Below are 23935 nucleotides of genomic sequence, written 5' to 3' on the forward strand. Positions count from 1 at the left end.
CAAGGAGAAACGACATGGCTGCAAAGGACGTCAAGTTCGACACCGATGCCCGTAACCGCATGCTGGCAGGTGTGAACATCCTGGCCGATGCTGTTAAAGTGACCCTGGGCCCCAAAGGCCGCAACGTGGTTCTGGACAAATCCTTCGGCGCACCACGCATCACCAAAGACGGTGTTTCGGTTGCCAAGGAAATCGAACTGGAAGACAAGTTCGAAAACATGGGCGCGCAGATGGTGAAAGAAGTCGCCAGCCGCACCAATGACGAAGCCGGCGACGGCACCACCACCGCGACCGTTCTGGCCCAAGCCATCGTTCGCGAAGGTCTGAAGCAGGTTGCTGCTGGCCTGAACCCGATGGATCTGAAGCGCGGCATCGACCTGGCAACTGCCAAGGTTGTTGAAGGCATCAAGTCGGCTTCGCGCGAAGTCAAAGACTCGGCCGAAGTTGCTCAGGTTGGCACCATCTCGGCCAACGGCGAAGCCGAAATCGGCCAGCAGATCGCAGACGCGATGCAAAAGGTTGGCAACGAAGGCGTTATCACCGTCGAAGAAAACAAAGGTCTGGAAACCGAGACCGATGTTGTCGAAGGTATGCAGTTCGACCGTGGCTACCTGTCGCCTTACTTCGTCACCAACGCAGACAAGATGATCGCAGAACTCGACGACTGCATGATCCTGCTGCACGAAAAGAAACTGTCCTCGCTGCAGCCGATGGTTCCGCTGCTGGAACAAGTGATCCAGTCGCAGAAGCCGCTGCTGATCATCGCGGAAGACGTTGAAGGCGAAGCGCTGGCGACTCTGGTTGTCAACAAACTGCGTGGCGGCCTGAAAATCGCTGCTGTCAAAGCACCGGGCTTCGGCGATCGCCGCAAAGCCATGCTGCAGGACATCGCGATCCTGACCGGCGGTCAGGTCATCTCCGAAGATCTGGGCATGAAGCTCGAGTCCGTGACCATGGACATGCTGGGCACCGCCAAGAAAATCGAAATCACCAAAGACGAAACCACCATCGTCGACGGTGCTGGCGAGAAAGCCGAGATCGAAGCACGTGTTGCTCAGATCCGCACTCAGATCGAAGAAACCTCGTCGGACTACGACCGTGAGAAGCTGCAAGAGCGCGTTGCCAAACTGGCAGGCGGTGTTGCCGTGATCCGCGTCGGCGGCATGACCGAAGTTGAAGTGAAAGAGCGTAAGGACCGTGTGGACGATGCTCTGAACGCAACGCGCGCTGCCGTTCAGGAAGGCGTTGTTGTGGGTGGTGGTGTTGCTCTGGTTCAGGCCGGTAAAGCACTGGAAACTCTGGAAGGCGCAAACGCTGACCAGAACGCAGGCATCAACATCGTTCGCAAGGCCATCGAAGCACCGCTGCGCCAGATCGCCGAGAACGCAGGAGTTGACGGTGCGGTTGTTGCGGGCAAAGTCCGTGAATCCGCTGACGCAGCATTCGGCTTCAACGCGCAGACCGAAGAATATGGCGACATGTTCTCGTTCGGCGTGATCGACCCGGCCAAAGTTGTCCGTACCGCTCTGGAAGATGCGGCATCGGTTGCTGGCCTGCTGGTCACCACCGAAGCGATGGTTGCCGACAAGCCGCAGAAAGACGCACCTGCTGCCGGCGGCATGCCCGACATGGGCGGCATGGGCGGCATGATGTAAGCACGGCGAGTTTCCGTCAGGAAATTCTGCTGGCCCCGACGGGTGCCTGACCCAAATGTCAGGTTGTCTAAAGGGAAAGCCGTAACGCACTATCTTCGAGGTCGCCTTCGGGCGGCCTCGTTTCGTTTGGAATGCCCGCTGCGCGGCCATGCCTCCGGCGGAGGTATTTTTGAACAGAAGAAGATTTGGCTGCGCCTGCGGGAATGTGAGTGTGCAAACCCGGCGGAACCGGCTATGCGGTTGGAATGAGATTGTTCCTGTTGACCGCGCTGACCATGTGCGCCTTTGCGGCGAATTCCATCCTGAACCGGTTGGCCATCGACAGCGGGGCCAGTGATCCGGCGGGATTTGCGATCATGCGGGTTTTGTCCGGAGCGGTAGTTCTGGCCGCATTGGTGCTGGCACGTAAAGGGCAGTTGCCCTTGCGCAACCGACGGAGGGTTGTCGGGGCCGGTTCGCTGTCGCTTTATATGATCGGGTTTTCGCTTGCCTACCTGACGCTGGATGCGGGTCTGGGGGCTTTGATCCTGTTCGGCGTGGTGCAGGTCACGATGTTCACGATCACGGCGCTGTCCGGGACGGTTCCGACACTTCGGCAGGTGGCCGGGGCAGGGGTCGCACTTGTTGGTCTGGCCTTCGTTCTGTGGCCCTCCGGCGCGGTCCAGGTTGACCTTGTAGGTGCGGCCCTGATGGTCGCTGCCGGTTTCGGGTGGGCCAATTATTCGATAGCGGGACGGTCCGAGCCGGATGCGCTGGAAGGGACGGCCGCCAATTTTATCGTCGCCTTGCCAGTTACGGCCCTGGCTTTGCTTGTCACGGGCGCTGCCTGGCACATGAACGGAACAGGGTATCTTCTGGCAGCTCTGTCCGGTGCGGTTACATCCGGGTTGGGGTATGCATTGTGGTATCGCGTCTTGCCACAACTCGCCCCGTCCGTGGCGGCCGTCGTACAGCTCAGCGTACCTGTGATCGCAATTCTGGGCGGTGTGGCCCTGCTGGGTGAGGCTGTCGGAGCACGGCTGATCATGGGCGCCGCGCTTGTTTTGGGCGGTATCGCGCTGGCTGTGCTGCGACGTCAACGAGGCTAGGGCTTTTATCAGGCGCTCATAGGTTCTATTTGGCGATTATGAGATTTCTGATTGCCTTGCTCGTTTGCCTTGTTCCCGCCGCGGCCAGCGCGAAATGCGTGATCCTTCTGCATGGACTTGCGCGAACCGAGGCCTCGTTCACCGTGATGGAGCAGCTGTTCAAAGCCCATGATTACACAGTCGTGCGCCCCGGCTATCCGTCGACCGAAATCGGAATTCCGGAATTGGCGGAGCAGACTATCCCGGATGCCTTTGCCGCCTGCGGTGAAGACAAAGCCAATGTTGTGGCGCATTCCATGGGCGGCATCCTGCTGCGCTATTGGTTGCAGGATCACAGCCCCGAGAATCTGGGCCGCGTTGTCATGCTCGGCCCGCCAAACCAGGGCAGCCAACTGGTCGATGAACTCAGCGCATGGGAAGTGTTCGGGTATCTGAACGGCCCCGCGGGCCTGCAGCTGGGTACAGGCCCCGAAGGTATCCCACGCCGCCTGCCGCCGGTTAACTTTGAACTGGGCGTGATCGCCGGGGAAAACTCACTTAACCCACTATTTTCCTCTCTGATTGACGGAAAGGACGACGGCAAGGTTTCGATCGAAACTACCAAGGTCGAGGGGATGAGCGATCATCTGGTTCTGCCTGTGACCCACACCTTCATGATGAACAATCCCCGGGTTATGGCCCAGGCGTTGCATTTCATTGAATTTGGCCGGTTTGATCCGCAGATCACTTGGCTGGACGGTGTGATGGACGTAATTGACGAGATCTGTATCGGGCAGGATTGCTCGGAACCTGACTCGGAGCCCACACAATGACCGCATTGAACCTGACTTTGACCGGCGCAGAGGTTCTGTTGCCAGGGGACGGTTTGTCGCGTGCCGATCTGACCATCGCGGAAGGCGTGGTGCAACAAGAGCCACACGGGCGGAGGATCGATCTGACCGGCTATTTTGTCCTGCCCGGCATCATCGACTTGCATGGCGATGGGTTCGAACGCCATATCGCCCCACGCCGCGGTGCCATGAAGCAGATGAATGAGGGTATACTGTCGGTTGAGGCCGAACTGGCCGCCAATGGTATTACCACGGCAGTTCTGGCTCAGTTCTACAGCTGGGAAGGCGGCGTGCGCGGCCCGGAATTCGCCGCGCAGGTGTTCGAGGCCATCGCCGCAGTCAAGGACAGCACCGTCACCGATCTGATCGCGCAATTGCGGTTTGAGACCAACATGCTTCGGGATTACGACGGTCTGGCCCGCCGCATCGCCAAATGGCAGGTACCTTACGTCGTATTCAATGACCACCTGCCGCATGACCGATTGGCACAAGGCAAGAAGCCCCCGCGCCTGACGGGGCAGGCGTTAAAGGCTGGACGCAATCCGGACGCGCATTTTGAGATGTTGCTCGACATGCACGCCCGCAGAAACGAAGTGCCCGCCGCAGTCGAAACGCTCTGCGCTGAACTCGCCGATATGGATGTGCGTCTTGGCAGCCACGACGACGCAACCGCCGAGACCAGGGCATGGTGGCGCGACCACGGTGTGCGCATTGCGGAATTTCCCGAAACGCTTGAGGCCGCCGAAGCCGCGCGTTCCGCTGGGGATCACATCATCCTTGGCTCTCCCAACGTTGTGCGGGGTGGATCGCACAAGGGGAATGCCAGCGCCGTCGAACTGATTGCCATGGGCCTCTGTGATGCATTGGCCTCGGACTACCATTACCCCAGCCCGCGCCGCGCGGCTCTGATGCTGGCCAAAACCGGCCTGCTGGATCTGGCCGGAGCCTGGGCGCTGATCTCATCCGGGCCCGCGCGGGTTCTGGACTTGCAGGACCGGGGCACGCTCGCCCCCGGCAAACGCGCAGATCTGGTCATCCTGGACGCGGAAACCTATCGTGTCGCGGCAACCATGGCCGCTGGGCGCGTCAGCTATTTGTCAGGTGACATCGCCGCCCGGTTCCTAAGGTAGACCCGCAAACCCTTCATCTTTTCCCAAATACTCTCGCCGAAGGTGTCGCGCGCAGGCGCGACACCCTTACCGCTTGATCCGGTTGAAATGGCCCATCTTGCGACCGGCCTTGACCTCGGCCTTGCCATAAAGATGCAGCGCCACGTCCCGCTCGCGGGCCAGTTCAGGCACACGGTCCATGTCGTCGCCGATCAGGTTCTCCATAACCACGTCCGAATGGCGTTGTCCGTCCCCAAGGGGCCAGCCCGCTACGGCGCGGATATGCTGTTCGAACTGATCCACGGCGCAGCCATTCTGCGTCCAATGGCCCGAGTTATGAACGCGCGGCGCAATCTCGTTCACGATCAGCCCGCCGGGTGTCACGAACAGCTCAACCCCCATGACGCCGACATATTCCAGCGCGTTCAGGATATTTGCCGCCAACAGGATCGCATCGGTGCGCTGTGCAGGGGACAGGCGGGCAGGAATGGTGGTGGTGTGCAGGATTCCATTGCGGTGCACATTCTCACCGGGATCGAAACAGGCCACCTGACCGTCCAGCCCCCGCGCTGCGATGATCGAGACTTCGTGCGAGAACTCCACGAACCCTTCCAGAATGGCAGGCGCACCGGCCATATCGGCCATAGCAGCCTCGGCATCCGCAGGGTTGCGCAGCCGGGCCTGCCCCTTGCCGTCATAACCAAAGCGACGGGTTTTGAGGATGGCAGGCGTCCCGATCTGCTCGACCGCCGCATTCAGGCTGTCTAGGTCGGTGACATCCGCAAACGGGGCCGTCTTTAGACCCAGCTCTTGCAGAAAGGTTTTCTCGGTCAGGCGATCCTGACTGACCCGCAGCGCCTCGCGCCCGGGGCGGATCGGACGGTGGGCTTCCAGAATATCCAGCGCCTCGGTCGGGATGTTTTCGAACTCATAAGTGATGACATCCACCGCATCGGCAAAGGCTTTCAGCGCCGCGACATCGTCATAAGCCGCTGTCGTGACCCTGTTCGCAACCTGCCCGGCGGGCGGGTTCGCGCCCGGCTCGTAGATATGGCTGACAAATCCCAGCCGCGAGGCCGCCACCGACAGCATCCGGCCCAGCTGACCGCCCCCCAGAATCCCGATCACTGCACCTTGGTCGAGCATTTCCGCCATCTTCAACTCTCCAAACGTTTGCCAATTGCGCCAAGCGCCGAACGCAACGCTTCATGCGCGCCCTGATCCTTCAAGGTCTCTGTCATCTGCAGGCTCAGCGTGCCCTCGGTCGCAAGTGCGTCGCGTTCCTGCGCCAGCTTTCCTGCGCTGCCTTTCTCCATCGTGGTCAGAAAACCTGCCATCAACTGTGTGGTATAGAATTCTGCCCTGTCGGGATCACCGGTCACATCACCCAGCCATTTGGCACCCGAGGCCATCAGGTCCAAAACACCGGGAACCATGGCGCAAATGGCGAAATGCGCGTTCAGCGCCGCTTCGTCGGTCACCTTGACCACCGGGTTCTCAGGCTCAAACAACTCGGCAAGCAGGCGATCATTGCCAAAGGCCGCCATCGGGCAGCCGCCGGTTTCCAGAAAACCCAAGGGGATGGTCTGCACGAAATCCGATGCCGGGGCGCAAAGCTCGGCAAGTTGCTCGGTCGAAACCGCCGCCATGACCGACACGATCTGCTGATCGGCGCGGAATGTAAGCGGGGCCAGTACCTCGGCCGCGATATGCGGGCGCAGGCACAGAAACACGATATCCGAGGCATCGATCACGGCCTGCGGCGCGGCAACGGTCGCGCCCAACTCCGCCTTCAAGGCGGCCGAGACGTCGGTATTGCGCTCGGTGACGCTGATCTCATGTCCTTTGGCCGCCATCAGCCGCGCAATTGGCGCAGCGATATGGCCGGTGCCAATGAACCCGATACGGCTCATCCCTGCGGTTCCTCGGGGATCGAAGCCGACAGCGCCGCGCGCCAATTGTCCAGGCGTTCGGCCAGAGCGCTATCCTGCAGCGCCAGAATACCCGCGGCCATCAGACCGGCATTGGCCCCGCCAGCGGATCCGATCGCCATGGTTGCCACCGGAAAACCCTTGGGCATCTGCACGATGGAATAGAGCGAATCCACGCCCGACAAGGCCCGCGTCTGCACCGGCACGCCAATCACCGGCACCCGTGTTTTCGACGCCATCATGCCCGGCAGATGCGCCGCGCCACCTGCACCCGCGATAATCACCTGCAATCCGCGCGACACCGCGGTCTTGCCATAATCCCACAGCCGGTCCGGCGTGCGGTGGGCCGACACGATGCGCGCCTCGTAGGCGACACCCAGTTCATCCAGAATATCTGCGGCTTCCTTCATCGTGGGCCAGTCCGACTGGCTGCCCATGATGATCCCCACTTTCACATCGCTCATCCGCTTCCGTCCCTGCGCTCAGAAAGAGCGCGCACTATAGCCAAATCCGGTTGTCTGGCAATGCGGTACAGGGCGTTCAGGCAATGATATCGGGGGTCAGACGGTCTTCGATCAGCCGGATGATGTCTTTCAGGCGCAGTTTCTCTTTTTTCAGACGCCGCAAGGTCAGCTGATCGGCCGTTCCTTTGTCATGCAATGCCTGAATCGCCTCGTCCAGATCGCGGTGCTGACGGCGAAAAACCTCCAATTCAACGCGCAGAACTTCATCGGTTTTCATGGAAAGGTCAGTGGGCGCGTTCATTGGCGACTCGGGCTTGTTGTGGTGCTTACCCAACAAGATAGTGTGTCAGACGTTATCGCGCCAGACCTTGTGGACATCCTGGTTTCTTCCCATATTCTATTACAGGCGGTTGCCGAAACGGGGCCGCACACCACGTCGCTTTGACAATGAAGGACGAAAATACGTGTCGAAACTTACCTTGGGCTCATACCCGCATCTTTTGGGGTTCGAGCAATTGGAACGCCTTCTGGAACGGTCTGCAAAGGCCGGAAATGAAGGGTACCCGCCCTATAATATCGAACAGACCTCGGATTTTTCCTATCGCATCACCCTCGCGGTGGCCGGGTTCGCCGAAGAGGATCTGTCGATCACCATCGAGGATCGCCAATTGGTGATCCGGGGCCGTCAACGCGACGACAGCGAGGGGCGCATATTCCTGCATCGTGGCATCGCGGCGCGTCAGTTTCAGCGCATGTTCGTGCTGGCCGACGGGGTCGAGGTGGGCGAGGCGATCATGGAAAACGGTCTGCTGCATGTGGACCTGACCCGCGCCGTGCCGGAAACCGTGGTTCAGACAATCAACATACGGAAGGGGTAAGAGCAATGAATACAGCGATTGAAATCAACGCCGAAGGCGACCGTATCGTTTATGTCAAAACGGTCGACGTATCTGAACTGCCTCGGGAAGTCCGTGAACAGGCGGGCGATCTGGATCAGCTCTATGCCGTCCACGATTCCGACGGGCAGCAACTGGCGCTGGTCGCCGACCGCAAGCTGGCTTTTGTGCTGGCGCGCGAACATGACCTGTCTCCGGTGGCCGTTCACTAGGCCACCCAAAAATCTGCCGAATTGACGTGACATTTCCTGCCTCTGCGGTGATCGTGCCGCAGACGGTAAGGCAGGAGTATGCTTCATGGGCTGGTTTGACTTTGACTGGGTAGACGCATTCAGTGATCGCGCATTTGGGGGCAACGGATGTGCCGTGGTCCATGGGGGCGCACATCTTTCCGAAGTGGTCTGCATGGCCTATGTGCGTGAAACCTCGCTGGTTGAATGCACCTTTACCGGCCCGTCCGATGTGGCTGATATTCGCGTTCGCTATTATCTGGCCAGCCGTGAAATCCCCTTCGCCGGACATCCGACCATCGCCACCGTCGCCGCAATGCGATCCCGTGGCATGATTGCGGGCGACAGTCTGACGCTGGAAACCGGTGCCGGGCTTGTGTCGATCCGGCTGCAGGGCGAGCATATCGAAATGACCCAGGTCGCACCACAGTTCGGCGTTCATGTCCCGCCGGAGTTGGTGGCCGAGGCGATCAGTCTGCCGCAGGACGCCATCATCTCACCACCTCAGATGGTCTCAACAGGTCTGCCGTTCTGCGTCACCGTTTTGCGGGATCATGAGGCCTTGCGGGCAGCCAAACTGGTCGAAGGTCCGTTGCGCCAAGTGGCTGAGACGGCGGGTTTTTCTGGCTCGGACATGGCCGAGCCCTTTTTGGTCACCCTCAAAGGGGCCACCGAGGCAGGCGATACATTCTCCCGCCTGCTGCTGGCCCCGCCCAGCCCGCCCGAGGATCCCTTTACCGGCTCCGCTACCGGCGCGATGGCGGCCTATCTGTGGAAATACGGCTTGATGGCCAAAGACAGTTTCATTGCCGAGCAGGGGCACGACATGGGTCGACCCGGACAGGCCTCCGTCACGCGCGTTGGCCCGTCGGATGCCATGACAGGGATCAAGGTCGCAGGTCAGGGGCATATCCTGATGCGCGGGCAGGTCGATCTGCCGGAGATCGGGTAACAGGTTGGCAGGCCATCTATCGAGGGCTGCCCGATAGGTTCTGAGGAAACGCTGCAAGCTACATCCAGCCCAGCGGCTGAATCGGGGCTGCCCTTGGGTCGATCCCGTGTCGATCACACAGCCTGTGCAGGTAAGACCCCAAAGCCGGTAGCCCGGCCATCTTGTTGGCCATCAGTTTCTTCTGATGGCCGTAGATATGAACGGAATACACGGCCTCAGCTTCAACCTGTTCCGCCGCGATGCGAAGATCGTGCAGTTTCCACAACTCTTCCGGGGCCAGTGGATAAAAGGTTTCAGCAGGCATGGCATGTCTGTCCTCGCCGGTCTGACGCAGGAAATGCTGAAAGGCCTTGGGCCCGGAACTGCCCCAGGGCAGGGATTCGATGCCCCAGCTTTCCCCCTTGGCGACACGGTCCCGATTGTGCCGACGCAACTGGCGCCCGCGCCAGGGTTGGCTCGGGTTTGCTGACGTCACAAACTCCAGCATCGCCTCTAAAACCTGCGATTCCTTCGGCAGGCGCAGAACACCTGTCGGGAAATCGCCTTTCTTTGAGCACCCAAACACAAAATCCGTCGAAAAGCGGAACGCCCGCACGCAATAGGCATCCAGATCGACCCAGATCGCCTCGCTCCGCCGCATCAGATGCAGTCGGAAGATGTCAGAGAACACGGCGACGCCCTGCCGGTCTTCTGCTTTCATCGCAAAAGGCGGCGGCCAGAAAATGTCGCTTGCGCGGCGGGTCGCGACTCCTGCGGGGATGCCTTGGACCTCATGCGCAAGGTACAGGACAAACGGGTGCCCCTGATCCAGAAAGGACTGGATACACAGCCGCTCCAACCAGCTCAGATCGGACCCGAACCAGAAACTGGCAATGGTTGGCAATTTACCTGTCATCTCAGCCGCGTACCCGTTTTGGACCCTGCGAAAAGCACCAAGGCGGGCGGCCATTGTCAATCCAGAGATGCAAAACGGCCCCCGGTGAACCCAGCGGCCGTTCAATAATGTCATCTAAGACCCGTGATCAGGTCGCCGCGATCAGACCCATGCTTTCCAGCTTCAGAAGAACCTGATGGGCGCAGTTGTCGACCTCGACATTCTCGGTCTCGACGCTCAGCTCGGGGTTCTGAGGCACATCGTAAGGGTCAGAAATCCCGGTGAATTCCTTGATCTTGCCTTCACGCGCCAACTTATACAGGCCCTTGCGGTCGCGGCGTTCGCATTCCTCGATGCTGGTGGCGACATGGACTTCGCAGAAAGCGCCAAACTGCTCGATCTCTTCGCGCACGGCACGGCGGGTGGTGGCGTAGGGTGCGATCGGGGCACAGATGGCGATGCCGCCGTTCTTGGTGATCTCACTGGCCACATAGCCGATACGGCGGATGTTGAGGTCGCGGTGTTCTTTCGAGAAGCCCAGTTCCGACGACAGGTTTTTCCGCACGATATCGCCATCCAGCAGAGTGACCGGGCGGTCGCCTGTTTCCATCAGCTTGACCATCAGCGCGTTGGCGATGGTTGATTTGCCCGAGCCCGAGAAACCGGTGAAGAACACGGTAAAGCCCTGCTTGGACCGCGGTGGGAAGCGGTTGCGCAATTCCTGAACGACTTCGGGGAACGAGAACCATTCGGGAATCTCCAGCCCCTCGCGCAGACGGCGGCGCAATTCGGTGCCCGAGATGTTCAGGATCGTGACATTGTCCTTATCCAGAATCTCGTCATTCGGCTCGTACTGGGCGCGTTCCTGCACGTAGACCATATGTTTGAAATCGACCATCTCGACACCGATCTCATCCTGGTATTTGCGGAACAGGTCCTGCGCCTCGTAAGGCCCGTAGAAATCCTCACCAGCCGAGTTCTTGCCGGGGCCAGCATGGTCGCGGCCCACGATGAAATGGGTGCAGCCATGGTTTGCGCGGATCAGCCCGTGCCAGACCGCCTCACGCGGGCCAGCCATGCGCATGGCCAGGTTCAGCAGCGACATCGAGGTGGTCGAGGCCGGGTATTTGTCCAGCACCGCCTCATAGCAGCGGACACGGGTAAAGTGATCCACATCTCCCGGCTTGGTCATGCCGACAACCGGGTGGATCAGCAGGTTGGCCTGGGCCTCTTTCGCGGCGCGGAAGGTCAGTTCCTGATGCGCGCGGTGCAGCGGGTTGCGGGTCTGGAAGGCCACGATACGGCGCCAGCCCAGCTTGCGGAAAAAGGCGCGCATCTCGTTCGGAGTGTCGCGACGGGCCTTGAAATCATAATGCACAGGCTGCTGAATGCCGACCACGGGGCCACCCAGATAAACCTTGCCGGCCACGTTGTGCAGGTAGTTGACGGCCGGGTGGGCTTCGTCGTTTGCGCCAAAAACCTTCTCGGCCTCGCGCGCCTTGTCCGGGGTCCAGCGGTCGGTCACGGTCATGGTGCCGAGGATCACGCCCTCCTGATCACGCAGGGCGATATCCTGACCCAGTTCGATCCGATCCGCGAAATCCTCGCTGACATCCAATGTGATGGGCATCGGCCACAGGGTGCCGTCGGCCAGGCGCATGTTCTCGACGACATTGTCGTAATCGGCCTCGCTCAGGAACCCCTTGAGCGGGCTGAACCCGCCGTTCATCAGCAGTTCCAGATCACAGATCTGGCGCGGGCTCAGATCCCAGCTGGTCAGATCCGCGGCTTCCACCTTCAGCTTTTGGGCCGATTCATATGATACATAGAGTTCGGGGATCGGGGCCAGATTGCTTAACATCGTCATCGGAATACTCTTGTCGAAGTGTTGAATTGCCTGCCATTCATGGGCGTTTCAATGGCATGTGCCCCGACAGTTTCGCAAAGTCTACCTGTGTCAATCAAACAAAGGACGATATGTGTCGTTTTTTTCGGAATCAGAAGAAATTTCCAACTCTTGCCGAAAATTGACGATCCGGTTCGCCGCAAATGCGAAAACCGGTTCTGGTGCAGTATGCCTGTTCCGGTTTTCTAAGCGCTCTGCCCAAGCTCAGAGGCCCGTGTAACGGGCAGGGCGGGAATCGCCCGGGATACCCCGCGCAGTTGGAATTCCCGGATGTCTTCGCGCGGCACAGTCACACCGGCGGCGTTCAGCAACTCTTCTGACACCAGCAATTCCACCCCCAGCGCCTTGGTCTCGCTTTCCAGTCGGCTGGCGACATTCACCGCATCACCGATGATCGTTTTCGAGGCGTGCCCCTGCGCCCCGATCTCACCCAGCACCAGATCACCAAGATGCAACCCCATCCCGATGCGAATGCCGGGGCTGCCTTCGGCCTCAAGCTGTTCATTCAACGTGTCGAGGGCGCGGCTGATGTCGATCGCCGCTTTCAGACCGGCGCGTGCGGAACCGGCGGCATCGGGTCGGTCAAACACCGCCAAAAGCCCGTCCCCCATATACTTGTCGACGCCGCCGCCTTCTTTCGTGATGGACGGCACGACTGCGTCGAAAAACCGGTTCAGCAGAAACACGATATCATAAGGCAACTGGCCTGTTGTGCGGGCGGTAAAGCCGCGCATGTCCAGAAACAGGACCGCAAGCTGGCGCTCCTGACCCTGGCTGGCATGCCCGCGAATACGCCCGCCATCCGGTTGAAAGACCCGAAAAACGGTGGTGGGTTCCGTCGGGCGTATCTGGCAGGCCAGCCGCGTCTGTGGCGAGGCACTCACGGCGGCCAGGCTGCGGGCCTCGACATCGCTGGGCGGGGGCAGGGCGTCGCCGCCCTCCTCAACGATCACCCGGCAGGTGGTGCAGCGTCCCTTTCCGCCGCACAAGGCGGCGTGCGGCACACCATTGGCCTGAGAAATCTCAAGCAGAGTCATCCCTTTTTCAGCGACGACATCCGGCCCTTTGGCATAGCTGACGCGGACCGAATGCCTGCGCCGCCATAGTTTGCGTCCGACAAAAATCAGCCCCGTTGCCGCCAAGGCCAACCAGAAGGTCAGAAGGCCATAGTCTTTTACACTGAACAGAGCCCGGAAGGTCTCAGGCGACGGCCAGTTGTAGTGCTCGATATATTGCTCGCGCAGGAACTCATCCGCGAAGTCGGCCCATATGCGGCGGCCTTCGGTCAGCAGACCTGCAAGCGCGAACACTGGAACAAACACAGCAACACCGATCAGATAAGGTGCGGTCGTGGACCACCACTGTGTCAGCCGCAGCCACATATGCAGGCCGATGCATCCATGTACCCAGACGATCAGCAACAGGGCGCTTTGCATCCACACGGCGATGTTGGGCCACATCAGGATGATGATGTATCCCATCTCGTCATTGACGTCGTAGATTTCGTGCGCGACCCGCGTCTGGACGATGTGCGAGATCAATTGCAATGGGATCAGCAATCCCAAAACAACCTGCAAGGCTGTGCTGAACGGCATACGCAGGGTTCTGCGCTGCGCGATAGAGGTCAGGGCCAGACCCGCATGGGTGAACAGCGCAACGTAGAGAAGCACACTCATGACATCGTGGCGTGTCACCATTTTTCGACCGTCCTGCATCCCATGCAGGAAATCGGTGTGAAACAGGCCCAGACCTATGTTGATGAAATGGAAAAACGCAAAGACAAACAGGATTAGACCACTGCCGATCCTGAGTCGGGTTGACCACCCGCCGCGCCAAAGAGCGTTGTTCAAAAGCTCACCCGTCTTTCGCTTTGCCCAGGATAATCCTGATACGCTGCCGCCTGAGGGTCAAGAGAAGGGCAGTTTTCGTTTGGTCTTTCACCGATTTCGGTGAAGGTTGCGCCATACAGTGCCCCTTGAACCCTCGGGGCACTGTGATCGTAACTTTGTTTGTCGACGGACGCGAAGTCTCTGGTTCAGTCGTAAGACTTCAGTGAACCCGTTATTCGTTTTCCGCCAGGAACCGTTCGGCATCCAGCGCAGCCATGCAGCCCATACCAGCGCTTGTCACCGCCTGACGGTAAACGTGGTCCGTCAGATCGCCGGCCGCAAACACACCCGGAACCGAGGTTTCGGTGGTTCCCGGCTTGGTAACGACGTAGCCGCCCATGTGCGTTTCCAGCGTGTCCTTGACCAGTTCGTTCGCGGGCGCGTGGCCAATCGCGACAAAGACGCCTTTGCACGGAATTTCGGTGATCTCACCGGTTTTGACATGTTTGACGCGCACGCCTTCCACGCCCAAAGGCGCATCGGTGCCGATCACTTCTTCCAGCTGGTGGAACCACAGCGGTTCGATCTTTTCATTCTTCATCAGCCGGTCCTGCAGGATCTTTTCCGCCCGCAATTCGTCACGACGGTGGATCAAGGTCACCTTGCTGGCGAAATTGGTCAGGAACAGGGCTTCTTCCACGGCGGTATTGCCGCCGCCGATGACCACGATTTCCTGCCCGCGATAGAAGAACCCGTCGCATGTGGCGCAGGCCGAGACGCCAAAACCCTTGAATTTCTCTTCCGACGGCAGGCCCAGCCACTTGGCGCGCGCGCCGGTGGCCAGAATGACCGCGTCTGCGGTGTAGGTCGTGCCGTTGTCGCCCTTGGCGGTAAAGGGACGCTGGTTGAGGTCCAGATCACTGATGATATCTCCGATTACTTCGCAGCCCATGGCCTTAACATGATCCTGCATCCGCACCATCAGGTCGGGCCCCTGTACCTCGGTGTCGCCGGGCCAGTTCTCGACCTCGGTCGTTGTCGTCAACTGACCGCCGGGCTCGATCCCCTGCACAAGAATGGGTTCCAGCATGGCACGGCTTGCGTAAACGCCCGCAGTGTACCCTGCGGGCCCCGATCCGATGATCAGAACCTTGGTGTGTCGTGTGTCGGCCATGGTAACCCCGCTCGAATTGCCTGAATTGGGCTTTTGCCCGTCGCTTCGATATAGCGACCGACCGACCCGGCTTAAAGCCCCTTACTGATAATGACCCCTGCTCGGGGGAAGTTGGGAAATGAGAGATTTGAAAACAAAGAAAATTGCGCGTGTACGAAACATTATTGCGCGCACTTGGGGGGCTGATATAAGAACCGCAAAAATCAGGAGCATTTGATGGTCACGACTCGGCTGGATGATATTGATCGCAAGATTCTGGCGGAACTGCAGGCCGACGGTCGCATGACCAATGTCGAACTGGCCAAACGGGTCGGTATCTCGGCTCCGCCCTGTCTGCGCCGTGTGCGCACGCTCGAGGAATCCGGCTACATCACCGGCTACCATGCCGAGGTCAATTCTCGCGAATTGGGGTTCGAAGTGCAGGTGTTTGCCATGGTCGGGCTCGACAGTCAGGCCGAAATCGAACTGCGCGCATTCGAGGAACGCTGCCGCGAATGGCCGCTGGTCCGCGAATGCCACATGCTGAATGGCGAGGTGGACTTCATCCTGAAATGCGTCGCACCCGATCTGAGCAGTTTTCAGCAGTTCCTGACAGGCGAGTTGCTGACCACGCCAAATGTGGCCAGCGTCAAGACATCGCTTGTTATCCGCGGCGCAAAAGACGAGCCAGGCGTGCCGTTCGACGTTCTGGAAGAACGTATGAACCGGACGGCGTAACGCCTACACGTTTTGGTTGTGCGGTGTTCGGTGGCAGCATCGCAGCCACCGCCAAGGATAGAATCCAACTTAATACCAGCTGCATGATGCCCCCCATAATGCAGTAATCGCTATCGTACTCAGGCTGTCATCGCGTCAATCTCTCCGTCTCCGGCGCGCGGCATCAGCAGCGGGCCAAAATCGTTAAGCGACTCGATATGCGCAAACAGGTTCAGATAAACCGACCGTAACGAGTGGCTGATCATCCGAACCGCGTTCACACCTGGGTGATACGTTTCGAACTGTAAACCATCTACACGAATAACGGAATGCCGTTTTAGGCAAATGTGAAACAGTTCGATTGGCGTTGGCGGCATTGTTTCAATAACGCCCATCCCGTCCTGGAATTCGGACACCGGAGTCAGAATCGGTTGCCCGCCATGCAGGTGCCGCAAATGCGCCGGAGTGCCGACAATCCGCGCTGCAGGTCCGGCAATCACACCCGACATCGGCTTTTGCATTCCGAAGGTATCCGCCATCACGCGCGTCAGCGGCCGCGTGCGGCCCCGCGAATCCGGGCGACCCGGGATCAGCGTGACAGATCCTTTCCACAGCACCGTTTCCGATGCACCATCCTGGGTCAGGACCGTATCCCCTGGCATCAGATCTTCGATCGCCATGGGTCCATGTTCCGTTTCAACCAACGACCCGCGCGTAAAGGCGCAAAAAGCATCTTCGAACATCGGCAGAGCGGGCGCGATGTGTCGGGTCTGAACAACGGTTCCGTTTTTCAGCAGGCTGCTGACTTCATACCGGCGCAGCTGAGCCTTTGGTTTTGTGACGGGCCGCGGTGCTTCCCGCAGCATCGCCGTCGTTTCGATGGCATTTCTGGCCGCGCGGGCCAGTGAACTTGGAATAGTCATTAATATTCCGTCCCCTCAAAAAGTCCGATCAGGCGCGGCGTACCCCCGTACAGGCCAACCCGGCGAACTGGTTCTTTGTCTTGAAACAAATGGGTGACCCTCGGGCGGCGGCCGGTAAGACCCCGCATCGCGACAAAACTTCGCTTTCCAATGGTCAACACATTGACCCCCCAGACAAACTCGTACTTCACGGGCGAAAATTGCCCGCACACACACAACTCCTGAACAGGTCACGAACCCATCGTCCGAGACCCACCACACACCAGGTCGGAGCAAGCCTGATGCGTTATTGCCCTGACAAGACCGGCAGCTTGGTCTCGGGGCTTTTCTGCCTCAGCGTCGCGCCGCGATGCGGCAGGCGACCCTGGCAGAATGGCTTGATATCCGCTTCCACGGCATTTCCAGCTTTTGGTCCCGCGTAGCCGCGACCATTGCTTTGAGAAAGCGAGATTTTGTTTTCATTTTCTGGTCCTGCTCTGTACGGGAACCTGGTCCCCGCATCCTTTATGAACCTTTTGTGACGCCCATTTGCGGCGTGGGTAAGGCTTATCCGGGATGTTTTGCAGACAAGAAATTTAGTCGGTCTATCCTTCCACTCACCACGCCAGCGTTCGAAACCTGAACGTCAGATGACCATCTGATTGCTGGCAAAAACTCGTTACGATTCTGAGTCCGGTAAACACAACAAATGTGGCGGAAACGTGGCGGCGCGCCTAAATCTAGGCCTCGATCACAAACGTATGACCGAAATCAGCCGTCCGTAATCAGCCTCTTTCGCGTGTGTCGAGCGGCGGTAGGAATAGAACCGATCCGGGTCGGAGTATGTGCAGTGCCGGGTCCATTCCGATTGCGCTATTCCGGCCTGCCGCAACCGGTGCAGACCAAAGGCGGGCAGGTCGAATTGCAGTCGGTCATCCTGACCATTGGCAAAGAACCGGGTGTTGTCTGGTGAATCCGCCATAAAGGCGTCCAGAAACTCGGGCCCCACTTCATAGGCGCGCTGTGAAATGCTGGGGCCGATCACGGCGCTGATGTTGCCGCGTTCTGCGCCAAGCGCTTCCATGGCGTCCAGCGTGGCCTCCAGCACACCATCCAGCGCCCCACGCCAGCCTGCATGCGCCGCACCGATCACATTGGCCTTGGAATCGGCAAACAGGACCGGTTGGCAATCTGCCGTCAGAATCGTCAGGGCCAGACCGGGCGTGGCCGTCACAACGGCATCTGCACGCGGCTTTTCGCCTTCAATGGGCTGTTCAACCGTCAGGACCGTTGGTGAATGCACCTGGAGCACACCGATCATCGCCTCGGGGGCGACCTCCATCGCATCGGCCACCCGTCTGCGGTTCAGCGCGACAATCTCGGTCTGATCCGATGATCCATAGCCGCAATTCAAACCGCTGAAGATCCCCGATGAGGCCCCGCCGCGACGGGTGAAGAACCCATGACGATACGGAGAAAGCAGGTCTGAGGTCAGAATTTCCAGTGTCATGGCTCAAGTCCTGGCGGTGGGGCGGCATAGGCCGGGAAAAGGCCCATCACTTTGAACAGATTTCCCATTTCATCCGGGTGCGTCAACCGGCGATGCGCGGCAATCAACGCGTCCAGCTCGGAACCGCTCAGCGCCTTGGACAAAGCCTGCGCCCGCGCCGTAATGCCCAGCCGCTCCAGAAACACGCCCTGAGGTGTCACGCGGGTATGGCGACAGCCACAGGCGCGGGTTGCAACGGCCAAAGGTTCAAAATCCACATGCGCGGTCAGATCGGCCTGACCAGGGGCCGCCAAAGGATCGGCGTGCTCGTGGTTTTGCAAAGCCTGCAACGTGTCGCCCAACGAATGCCAGTCGCCATAGTCCACCATCAGCGCGGCGCCGCCATGGCTGGCGATCCGCCCCGCGATCACGGTCAAGATTGCTATCGCCGCCGCGCACAGCTCGACCAGATCTCCGTCCTCGGTATCGGCAAGCCGATCATTCAGCGCCACTTGCGGCCCGTTGGGACCCCGTCCGAACAGCAATGAGCCGTCCCGTTCGCCCACCAGACGCTCACACCAGCCGTCACCTTCACGCAGGAACTGACGAATGGGCAGGGCGTCAAAGAACTCGTTTGCCACCAACAACAACGGCTGGTCCGGCAGGTCGGCCACACTGTCGATCCACTCAGGCGCGTAATCCTTCAGGGTTTCAGCCTGCACCTGCTTCAACACCGGCGAGGCCTCGACCAGCACCACCTGCGCGGCATCATGAAATCCGGGAACGGAGCGCGTGGCGCGCAGGATATCGGCCATCAACGTACCGCGCCCCGGCCCCAGTTCGCACAGCGTGACCGGCGCAGGCTTTCCCTGATCCATCCAGCTTTGCGCCAGAGACAGCCCGATCAACTCCCCGAACATCTGGCTGATTTCCGGTGCAGTGGTGAAATCCCCCGCGACCCCAAGCGGATCACGCGTTGTGTAATAGCCCAGCGTGGGATGCATCAGACATTCGGCCATGTAATCGGCCACACTCATCGGCCCATCCTGCCGGATGCGGGCGATCAGATGATCGGTCAGGCTCATGTCACCCGCCGCGCGCGCAGCACAAACCACAGGCCAAGCGCGATCATCGGCAGCGACAGAATCTGGCCCATGGTCAAACCATAGCCGCCCACATGCCAGGCCAACCCCAGAGGATTACCGGGCGAGACGAATTGCGCATCCGGCTGGCGGAAGAACTCAACAATAAAGCGCGACGCGCCGTAACCGGCCAGAAACGTGCCCATGATCAGGCCGGGTTTCTGAAAGCCCCCCCGGCGATAGACCAGCCACAGCAACAACGCGCCCAGCAACACGCCTTCCAGCGCCGCTTCATACAGCTGCGAAGGGTGCCGGGCACACATACCCGCAACCACACCGGGGCAATCCTGCGCGGCAAAACCGGGAAAGATCACGGCCCAGGGCAACTCGCTCGGGCGGCCCCACAGCTCGGCATTCACGAAATTGGCCAGCCGCCCCAACAGCAGACCTGGCGGAACAGTGTAGGCGACCAGATCACCCAGCGACAGGGCAGGGATCTGATGGCGGCGAGCAAACAGATAGGACGCGAGGATGACGCCCAGCAGGCCGCCATGAAATGCCATGCCCCCTTGCCAGACCTTCAGAATCTCCAACGGGTGCGTCAGGTAATAGGCGGGCTGGTAAAACAGCACAAAGCCCAATCGCCCGCCCAGAATCACGCCCAGAATGATCCAGGTGACCAGATCCTCCAGCTGTTCGGGCTTCATCGGCGGACCGTCCGCAGGCCAGAGCGCTGGGCGACGCAGCGCCACAACCGCCAGTCGCCATGCGATCAGAATGCCCGCAATATAGGCCAGAGCATACCACCTTAAGGCGAACTCCATCCCGAACAGCGAGATCGAGAACAGTTCGGGCGACAGATCGGGGAAATTCAGAACAGCCTGCATGTGCGTCTCATTGCCCGGGGTTTGCAGGGCAAGTCAACCTTGAGCTTGCGCCATTCCTTGCCCATATAAAGACCAACCGCGATACCGGAGTATAGATATGCAAACCCGCAACAAGATCCTGGACGACGTTTCCCAACTGATGACCAACGCCATGGGCGTGGCGCAGGGCGCGCGGGAAGAGGCCGAGAATGCAATGAAGTCGATGCTCGACCGCTGGCTGGCCGACCGTGATTTCGTCACCCGTGAAGAATTCGACGCCGTCCGCGCCATGGCCCAGAAAGCCCGCGAAGAAAACGCAGCCCTCGAAGCCCGCATCGCCGCGCTCGAAGCAAAACTGGACAAATAACGCCCAGGCGTTTCCCGTTTTCAAAGATTTTGGACAAAACTCAGCGCCGCGCAGTCCAGCCCGGATTGTGCGGTGACGTGTATTCTGACGCTTCGCGGAATTTAATCAAGACAAAGCTGGTGAAAGTGCCAATATTTTGATCTCCGTTGCCGACTGTCCACAACTTATTGCTGTTATCCCCAAGAAATAGGGTTGCCAGAACCTACGCCACATCGCACCATATTTAGTACAGGCCTACGGGGGAAGCCCGGCTTGTAGAGCAGGCAACTAGCGCTGGGGCGCTGCCAGCCCCGAAATGCTAGAGATTAGTGAGGTGGCATTATGGCCCTTTCCGAGCAGTATCTCGAAGAAGACATTCATCCGATCGACATTGTTGAACATCTGGCCGAACATCACGACTGGGATTTTGATCGCATTGGGGACGATCAGATTGCCATGGCCGTCGAAGGCCAGTGGCGGACGTATTCGATCACTCTGGCCTGGTCCAACTATGACGAAACGCTGCGCATGGTGTGCTCGTTCGAAATGGAACCACCGGCCGAGCGTGAAATGCAGCTCTATGAGTTGCTCAACAAGATGAATGACCAGTGCTGGGCAGGTGCCTTCACCTATTGGGCGAACCAGAAGCTGATGGTCTACCGCTATGGGCTGGTCCTTGCAGGGGGACAGACAGCCAGCGCGGATCAGATCAACACGATGATCACCGCCGCCGTCATGAGCGCCGAGCGGTATTACCCCGCGATCCAACTGGTGACCTGGGGCAATCGAGAACCAGAAGAAGCCATGCAAGTGGCCATTGCAGAGGCCTACGGCCGGGCGTAAAGCTTCGCCCCGAACCGACATGTAACGCGGGAGGGGCAAATGGACATGACGCGTGTGGCCGAACAGGGGCTTGTGCTTCTGGGGTGCGGAAAGATGGGGTCCGCAATGCTGGCGGGATGGCTGGAACACGGCCTCCCGCCAGCGTCTGTTTGGGTGATCGACCCATACCCGTCAGACTGGCTGAAAGCGCAGGGCGTCAACATCAACACCCCCTTGCCCGAAGCCCCCGCCGTGGTGCTTGTTGCAGTCAAACCGCAGATGATGGGCGAGGCTTTGCCAGCCATTCAGGCGCTGGGCGGTGGCAGCAGCCTGTTTGTCTCGGTCGCGGCGGGCACGTCGATTGCCACGTTCGAATCCGTTCTGGGCAGCAACACCCCGATCATCCGCGCCATGCCCAACACCCCTGCCGCTATCCGTCAGGGGATCACCGCTCTGATCGGCAACAGCCACGCCTCGGATAAGGATCTGGCCCTTGCCGAAAATCTGCTGTCGGCAGTGGGTGAGACGGTTCGCCTTGAGGATGAGGCCCAGATGGATGCCGTCACCGGTCTCAGTGGCTCGGGCCCGGCCTATGTCTTCCACCTGATCGAAACCCTCGCCGCAGCGGGTGAGGCGCATGGCCTGCCTGCGGACATGGCGATGAAACTGGCCAAGTCCACGGTCGCGGGTGCCGGCGCTTTGGCCATGGCCGCCGAGGAAAACCCGACGCAGCTGCGCGTCAACGTGACCTCTCCGAACGGGACCACACAGGCGGCCCTTGAGGTGCTGATGCATGACGAACAGGGGTTCCCCGACCTGCTGCACCGCGCCGTCAAGGCCGCAACCGACCGATCCAAGGAGCTGTCGCGTGAGTGAGATTTCTTTCGACGACTTTCTCAAAGTCGATATCCGCGTGGGCGAGGTGATCCGCGCCGAACCCTATCCCGAGGCCCGCAAACCCGCGATCAAGATGTGGATCGACTTCGGCGACGAAATCGGCGAACGCAAGACCTCGGCTCAGATCACGGCGCATTACGATCCGTCGACCCTGGTGGGCAAGCAGGTCATGGCCGTGGTCAATTTCCCGCCGCGTCAGATCGGGCGTTTCATGTCCGAGGTTCTGGTGCTGGGTCTGCCCGATGAGAATGGCGAAATTGTTCTGATCGGTCCTGATGGTGAGGTTCCGGTCGGAGGAAGGATGCATTGATGAAGCTGTTTATTGCCCGCCCGATGACACCGGCGGTCGAAGCCCGTGCCCGCGCCGAATTCGACGTCGAATTCCGCGGTGAAACCCTGCCGATGACACGGGACGAAATGCTGCGGGCTCTGACCGAGTTCGATGTGGTGGTCCCGACCCTCGGCGATCTGTTCTCAGCGGACGTGTTTGCCGAAGTCCCCGCGCCCCGCTGCAAACTGCTGGCCAATTTCGGCGTCGGCTACAACCATATCGACGTAACCGCCGCCCGCGCAGCGGGTGTCGAAGTCACTAACACGCCGGGTGCCGTCACCGATGCCACGGCAGATATCGCCATGACCCTGCTGCTGACCACAGCCCGCCGCGCAGGCGAGGGCGAGCGTCTGGTCCGTGCGGGCCGATGGCAGGGCTGGCACCCGACGCAGATGCTGGGGCACCACGTGACGGGCAAACGCGTCGGCATCGTGGGGATGGGGCGCATCGGGCAGGCCATCGCCCGGCGGTGCCATTACGGCTTTGGAATGCAGGTGGCCTACCAATCCCGCAGCGCCAAGGAACTGGATTTCACGGCAGAGTTCATACCTGACCTTAAAGCACTCGCCGCCTCGGTCGATTTCCTCGTGCTCGCCGTTCCCGGCGGTGCCGACACCCGCCACTTGATCAATGCGCAGGTTCTTGAGGCGATGAACCCCGCAGCCATTCTGGTGAATATCGCACGGGGCGAGGTCGTGGACGAAGCGGCCCTGATCGCGGCGCTGCAATCCGGTCAGATCGCCGGGGCCGGGCTGGATGTTTACGAGTTCGAACCCAAAGTGCCTCAGGCCCTCTGTGATATGGAGAACGTCACCCTGTTGCCCCATCTGGGTACGGCCACCGAAGAGGTGCGCAGCAGCATGGGCCATATGGCGCTTGATAACGTGGCGGCCTATGTGGCGGGCAGGGCGCTTCCCAACCCGGTCTAACCGCCCACCGCCTCGCGCCAGTGCTTACGGCAGAGCGAGACATAAGTCTCGTTCCCGCCGATCTGTACCTGGGCTCCTTCGGTGATGGCCTGACCGTTTTCGTCCTGACGAATCACCATCGTCGCCTTGCGGCCGCATTTGCAGATGGTGCGCACCTCGCGCATCTCGTCGGCAAGGGCCAGCAGGGCGGCGGATCCGGGGAACAGCTTGCCCTGAAAATCCACCCGCAGCCCATAGGCCAGCACCGGCACGTTCAGATCGTCCACCGCCCGCGCCAGCTGCCAGACCTGTTCTTCCGACAGAAACTGGGCCTCATCGATGAACACACAGGCCACCGGGCCTTCGTTCAGACGGTTCCGGATCATCGCAAAGACATCGTCTTCGGGCGTGAAGGTATCGGCCTGTTCCGAGATGCCGATGCGCGAGGCGATCCGCCCGGCACCCGCCCGCCCGTCAATGGCGGCGGTCATCAGATAGGTCTGCATCCCGCGCTCGCGATAGTTGTGCGAGGCTTGCAGCAACACGGTGGATTTGCCCGCGTTCATGGTCGAATAATTGAAATACAGCTTTGCCATGGCGCGGGTCTAAAGCGCTTGGTGAAACGGAACAAGATACCAATCGGTTTGATGGAGCGACG

At 59.9% G+C, this 23935-nt stretch carries 26 protein-coding genes; 13 read left to right on the forward strand and 13 right to left on the reverse strand.

The window, feature by feature from the left end; genetic code table 11:
* The first annotated feature begins 14 nt into the window (after positions 1–14).
* From groL to ACR0LF_RS13305, 4 genes are all read left to right on the forward strand, one after another.
* Entirely contained in the window at positions 15–1655 is a 1641-nt protein-coding gene (gene groL / locus ACR0LF_RS13290) for a chaperonin GroEL (protein WP_480530393.1), read from the forward strand.
* 245 nt (positions 1656–1900) lie between these two features.
* A complete protein-coding gene (locus tag ACR0LF_RS13295) occupies positions 1901–2743 on the forward strand; it encodes a DMT family transporter (RefSeq protein ID WP_480578748.1) in 843 nt (280 codons plus the stop codon).
* 38 nt (positions 2744–2781) lie between these two features.
* Positions 2782–3555 carry an esterase/lipase family protein gene (locus ACR0LF_RS13300; protein ID WP_480578750.1) on the forward strand — a complete coding sequence of 258 codons (774 nt, stop codon included), beginning with the start codon at positions 2782–2784 and terminating at the stop codon, positions 3553–3555.
* Entirely contained in the window at positions 3552–4703 is a 1152-nt protein-coding gene (locus ACR0LF_RS13305) for an alpha-D-ribose 1-methylphosphonate 5-triphosphate diphosphatase (RefSeq protein ID WP_480578752.1), read from the forward strand. Before ACR0LF_RS13300 ends, ACR0LF_RS13305 begins: the two co-directional genes overlap by 4 nt.
* A 66-nt stretch (positions 4704–4769) precedes the next feature.
* On the opposite strand, the gene ACR0LF_RS13310 is transcribed toward ACR0LF_RS13305, so the two are convergent.
* The 4 genes from ACR0LF_RS13310 to ACR0LF_RS13325 all read right to left on the reverse strand — a co-directional run bounded on the left by ACR0LF_RS13310 (position 4770) and on the right by ACR0LF_RS13325 (position 7378).
* A complete protein-coding gene (locus ACR0LF_RS13310; protein ID WP_480578754.1) occupies positions 4770–5837 on the reverse strand; it encodes a 5-(carboxyamino)imidazole ribonucleotide synthase in 1068 nt (355 codons plus the stop codon).
* Positions 5838–5839: 2 nt separating this feature from the next.
* Positions 5840–6595: an NAD(P)-binding domain-containing protein gene (locus tag ACR0LF_RS13315; protein WP_480578756.1), complete on the reverse strand. Its 756-nt coding sequence runs from the start codon at positions 6593–6595 to the stop codon at positions 5840–5842.
* Entirely contained in the window at positions 6592–7077 is a 486-nt protein-coding gene (purE, locus tag ACR0LF_RS13320; RefSeq protein WP_480578758.1) for a 5-(carboxyamino)imidazole ribonucleotide mutase, read from the reverse strand. The genes ACR0LF_RS13315 and purE overlap by 4 nt, the downstream gene beginning before the upstream one ends.
* Before the next feature lie 76 nt (positions 7078–7153).
* A complete protein-coding gene (locus tag ACR0LF_RS13325; protein WP_152458986.1) occupies positions 7154–7378 on the reverse strand; it encodes a YdcH family protein in 225 nt (74 codons plus the stop codon).
* Positions 7379–7541: 163 nt separating this feature from the next.
* Between ACR0LF_RS13325 and ACR0LF_RS13330 the strand changes: the two genes are divergently transcribed.
* The 3 genes from ACR0LF_RS13330 to ACR0LF_RS13340 all read left to right on the forward strand — a co-directional run bounded on the left by ACR0LF_RS13330 (position 7542) and on the right by ACR0LF_RS13340 (position 9155).
* Positions 7542–7955, forward strand: coding sequence for an Hsp20 family protein (locus ACR0LF_RS13330; protein ID WP_058275530.1), 414 nt, complete (start codon positions 7542–7544; stop codon positions 7953–7955).
* 5 nt (positions 7956–7960) lie between these two features.
* Entirely contained in the window at positions 7961–8185 is a 225-nt protein-coding gene (locus ACR0LF_RS13335; protein WP_480578760.1) for a DUF1150 family protein, read from the forward strand.
* An 85-nt stretch (positions 8186–8270) separates the two neighbouring features.
* Positions 8271–9155, forward strand: coding sequence for a PhzF family phenazine biosynthesis protein (locus tag ACR0LF_RS13340; protein WP_480578762.1), 885 nt, complete (start codon positions 8271–8273; stop codon positions 9153–9155).
* Positions 9156–9213: 58 nt separating this feature from the next.
* Here the strand turns inward: ACR0LF_RS13340 and ACR0LF_RS13345 are convergent, their stop codons facing one another.
* From ACR0LF_RS13345 to trxB, 4 genes are all read right to left on the reverse strand, one after another.
* Positions 9214–10050, reverse strand: coding sequence for a glycosyltransferase family 32 protein (locus ACR0LF_RS13345; RefSeq protein ID WP_480578764.1), 837 nt, complete (start codon positions 10048–10050; stop codon positions 9214–9216).
* Positions 10051–10177: 127 nt separating this feature from the next.
* Positions 10178–11896 carry a bifunctional sulfate adenylyltransferase/adenylylsulfate kinase gene (locus ACR0LF_RS13350; RefSeq protein WP_480578766.1) on the reverse strand — a complete coding sequence of 573 codons (1719 nt, stop codon included), beginning with the start codon at positions 11894–11896 and terminating at the stop codon, positions 10178–10180.
* A gap of 224 nt (positions 11897–12120) precedes the next feature.
* Positions 12121–13785: an adenylate/guanylate cyclase domain-containing protein gene (locus ACR0LF_RS13355; protein WP_480578768.1), complete on the reverse strand. Its 1665-nt coding sequence runs from the start codon at positions 13783–13785 to the stop codon at positions 12121–12123.
* 211 nt (positions 13786–13996) lie between these two features.
* Positions 13997–14938: a thioredoxin-disulfide reductase gene (gene trxB / locus ACR0LF_RS13360; RefSeq protein ID WP_480578770.1), complete on the reverse strand. Its 942-nt coding sequence runs from the start codon at positions 14936–14938 to the stop codon at positions 13997–13999.
* A 216-nt stretch (positions 14939–15154) separates the two neighbouring features.
* On the opposite strand from trxB, the gene ACR0LF_RS13365 reads away from it, so the two are divergent.
* A complete protein-coding gene (locus ACR0LF_RS13365) occupies positions 15155–15655 on the forward strand; it encodes an Lrp/AsnC family transcriptional regulator (RefSeq protein ID WP_480578772.1) in 501 nt (166 codons plus the stop codon).
* Positions 15656–15774: 119 nt separating this feature from the next.
* On the opposite strand, the gene ACR0LF_RS13370 is transcribed toward ACR0LF_RS13365, so the two are convergent.
* From ACR0LF_RS13370 to lgt, 4 genes are all read right to left on the reverse strand, one after another.
* Positions 15775–16557 (reverse strand): Hint domain-containing protein, encoded by a 783-nt coding sequence (locus tag ACR0LF_RS13370; protein ID WP_480578774.1) that lies wholly within the window; start codon positions 16555–16557, stop codon positions 15775–15777.
* Between the two features lie 730 nt (positions 16558–17287).
* Positions 17288–18046: a peptidoglycan editing factor PgeF gene (pgeF, locus tag ACR0LF_RS13375; RefSeq protein WP_480578776.1), complete on the reverse strand. Its 759-nt coding sequence runs from the start codon at positions 18044–18046 to the stop codon at positions 17288–17290.
* Positions 18043–19110, reverse strand: a complete 1068-nt coding sequence (locus tag ACR0LF_RS13380) for a class I SAM-dependent methyltransferase (RefSeq protein ID WP_480578778.1) — start codon at positions 19108–19110, stop codon at positions 18043–18045. Before ACR0LF_RS13380 ends, pgeF begins: the two co-directional genes overlap by 4 nt.
* Positions 19107–19994 carry a prolipoprotein diacylglyceryl transferase gene (lgt, locus tag ACR0LF_RS13385; protein WP_480578780.1) on the reverse strand — a complete coding sequence of 296 codons (888 nt, stop codon included), beginning with the start codon at positions 19992–19994 and terminating at the stop codon, positions 19107–19109. Before lgt ends, ACR0LF_RS13380 begins: the two co-directional genes overlap by 4 nt.
* A gap of 97 nt (positions 19995–20091) precedes the next feature.
* Here lgt and ACR0LF_RS13390 point away from each other — a divergent pair, with 97 nt between their 5' ends.
* From ACR0LF_RS13390 to ACR0LF_RS13410, 5 genes are all read left to right on the forward strand, one after another.
* Entirely contained in the window at positions 20092–20340 is a 249-nt protein-coding gene (locus ACR0LF_RS13390; protein WP_480578782.1) for an accessory factor UbiK family protein, read from the forward strand.
* A gap of 321 nt (positions 20341–20661) precedes the next feature.
* Positions 20662–21162: a type III secretion system chaperone family protein gene (locus ACR0LF_RS13395; RefSeq protein WP_171091662.1), complete on the forward strand. Its 501-nt coding sequence runs from the start codon at positions 20662–20664 to the stop codon at positions 21160–21162.
* A gap of 39 nt (positions 21163–21201) precedes the next feature.
* Positions 21202–22017 (forward strand): pyrroline-5-carboxylate reductase, encoded by an 816-nt coding sequence (gene proC / locus ACR0LF_RS13400; protein ID WP_480578784.1) that lies wholly within the window; start codon positions 21202–21204, stop codon positions 22015–22017.
* A complete protein-coding gene (locus tag ACR0LF_RS13405) occupies positions 22010–22348 on the forward strand; it encodes a tRNA-binding protein (RefSeq protein WP_480578786.1) in 339 nt (112 codons plus the stop codon). Before proC ends, ACR0LF_RS13405 begins: the two co-directional genes overlap by 8 nt.
* Positions 22348–23298: a 2-hydroxyacid dehydrogenase gene (locus tag ACR0LF_RS13410; protein ID WP_480578788.1), complete on the forward strand. Its 951-nt coding sequence runs from the start codon at positions 22348–22350 to the stop codon at positions 23296–23298. The genes ACR0LF_RS13405 and ACR0LF_RS13410 overlap by 1 nt, the downstream gene beginning before the upstream one ends.
* Here the strand turns inward: ACR0LF_RS13410 and ACR0LF_RS13415 are convergent.
* On the reverse strand, positions 23295–23873 hold the full coding sequence (locus ACR0LF_RS13415) for a thymidine kinase (protein ID WP_480578790.1): 579 nt from the start codon (positions 23871–23873) through the stop codon (positions 23295–23297). The two genes, ACR0LF_RS13410 and ACR0LF_RS13415, sit on opposite strands and share 4 nt — an antisense overlap.
* Between the last annotated feature and the right edge of the window lie 62 nt (positions 23874–23935).

This window comes from Ruegeria sp. E8 (genome assembly GCF_056533985.1).

Coding starts and splice junctions, on each gene's coding strand:
- groL (WP_480530393.1), top strand. CDS start 15: ATGGCTGCAAAGGACGTCAAGTTCGACACCGATGCCCGTAACCGCATG.
- ACR0LF_RS13295 (WP_480578748.1), top strand. CDS start 1,901: ATGAGATTGTTCCTGTTGACCGCGCTGACCATGTGCGCCTTTGCGGCG.
- ACR0LF_RS13300 (WP_480578750.1), top strand. CDS start 2,782: ATGAGATTTCTGATTGCCTTGCTCGTTTGCCTTGTTCCCGCCGCGGCC.
- ACR0LF_RS13305 (WP_480578752.1), top strand. CDS start 3,552: ATGACCGCATTGAACCTGACTTTGACCGGCGCAGAGGTTCTGTTGCCA.
- ACR0LF_RS13310 (WP_480578754.1), bottom strand. CDS start 5,837: ATGGCGGAAATGCTCGACCAAGGTGCAGTGATCGGGATTCTGGGGGGC.
- ACR0LF_RS13315 (WP_480578756.1), bottom strand. CDS start 6,595: ATGAGCCGTATCGGGTTCATTGGCACCGGCCATATCGCTGCGCCAATT.
- purE (WP_480578758.1), bottom strand. CDS start 7,077: ATGAGCGATGTGAAAGTGGGGATCATCATGGGCAGCCAGTCGGACTGG.
- ACR0LF_RS13325 (WP_152458986.1), bottom strand. CDS start 7,378: ATGAACGCGCCCACTGACCTTTCCATGAAAACCGATGAAGTTCTGCGC.
- ACR0LF_RS13335 (WP_480578760.1), top strand. CDS start 7,961: ATGAATACAGCGATTGAAATCAACGCCGAAGGCGACCGTATCGTTTAT.
- ACR0LF_RS13340 (WP_480578762.1), top strand. CDS start 8,271: ATGGGCTGGTTTGACTTTGACTGGGTAGACGCATTCAGTGATCGCGCA.
- ACR0LF_RS13345 (WP_480578764.1), bottom strand. CDS start 10,050: ATGACAGGTAAATTGCCAACCATTGCCAGTTTCTGGTTCGGGTCCGAT.
- ACR0LF_RS13350 (WP_480578766.1), bottom strand. CDS start 11,896: ATGACGATGTTAAGCAATCTGGCCCCGATCCCCGAACTCTATGTATCA.
- trxB (WP_480578770.1), bottom strand. CDS start 14,938: ATGGCCGACACACGACACACCAAGGTTCTGATCATCGGATCGGGGCCC.
- ACR0LF_RS13365 (WP_480578772.1), top strand. CDS start 15,155: ATGGTCACGACTCGGCTGGATGATATTGATCGCAAGATTCTGGCGGAA.
- ACR0LF_RS13370 (WP_480578774.1), bottom strand. CDS start 16,557: ATGACTATTCCAAGTTCACTGGCCCGCGCGGCCAGAAATGCCATCGAA.
- pgeF (WP_480578776.1), bottom strand. CDS start 18,046: ATGACACTGGAAATTCTGACCTCAGACCTGCTTTCTCCGTATCGTCAT.
- ACR0LF_RS13380 (WP_480578778.1), bottom strand. CDS start 19,110: ATGAGCCTGACCGATCATCTGATCGCCCGCATCCGGCAGGATGGGCCG.
- lgt (WP_480578780.1), bottom strand. CDS start 19,994: ATGCAGGCTGTTCTGAATTTCCCCGATCTGTCGCCCGAACTGTTCTCG.
- ACR0LF_RS13390 (WP_480578782.1), top strand. CDS start 20,092: ATGCAAACCCGCAACAAGATCCTGGACGACGTTTCCCAACTGATGACC.
- ACR0LF_RS13395 (WP_171091662.1), top strand. CDS start 20,662: ATGGCCCTTTCCGAGCAGTATCTCGAAGAAGACATTCATCCGATCGAC.
- proC (WP_480578784.1), top strand. CDS start 21,202: ATGGACATGACGCGTGTGGCCGAACAGGGGCTTGTGCTTCTGGGGTGC.
- ACR0LF_RS13410 (WP_480578788.1), top strand. CDS start 22,348: ATGAAGCTGTTTATTGCCCGCCCGATGACACCGGCGGTCGAAGCCCGT.
- ACR0LF_RS13415 (WP_480578790.1), bottom strand. CDS start 23,873: ATGGCAAAGCTGTATTTCAATTATTCGACCATGAACGCGGGCAAATCC.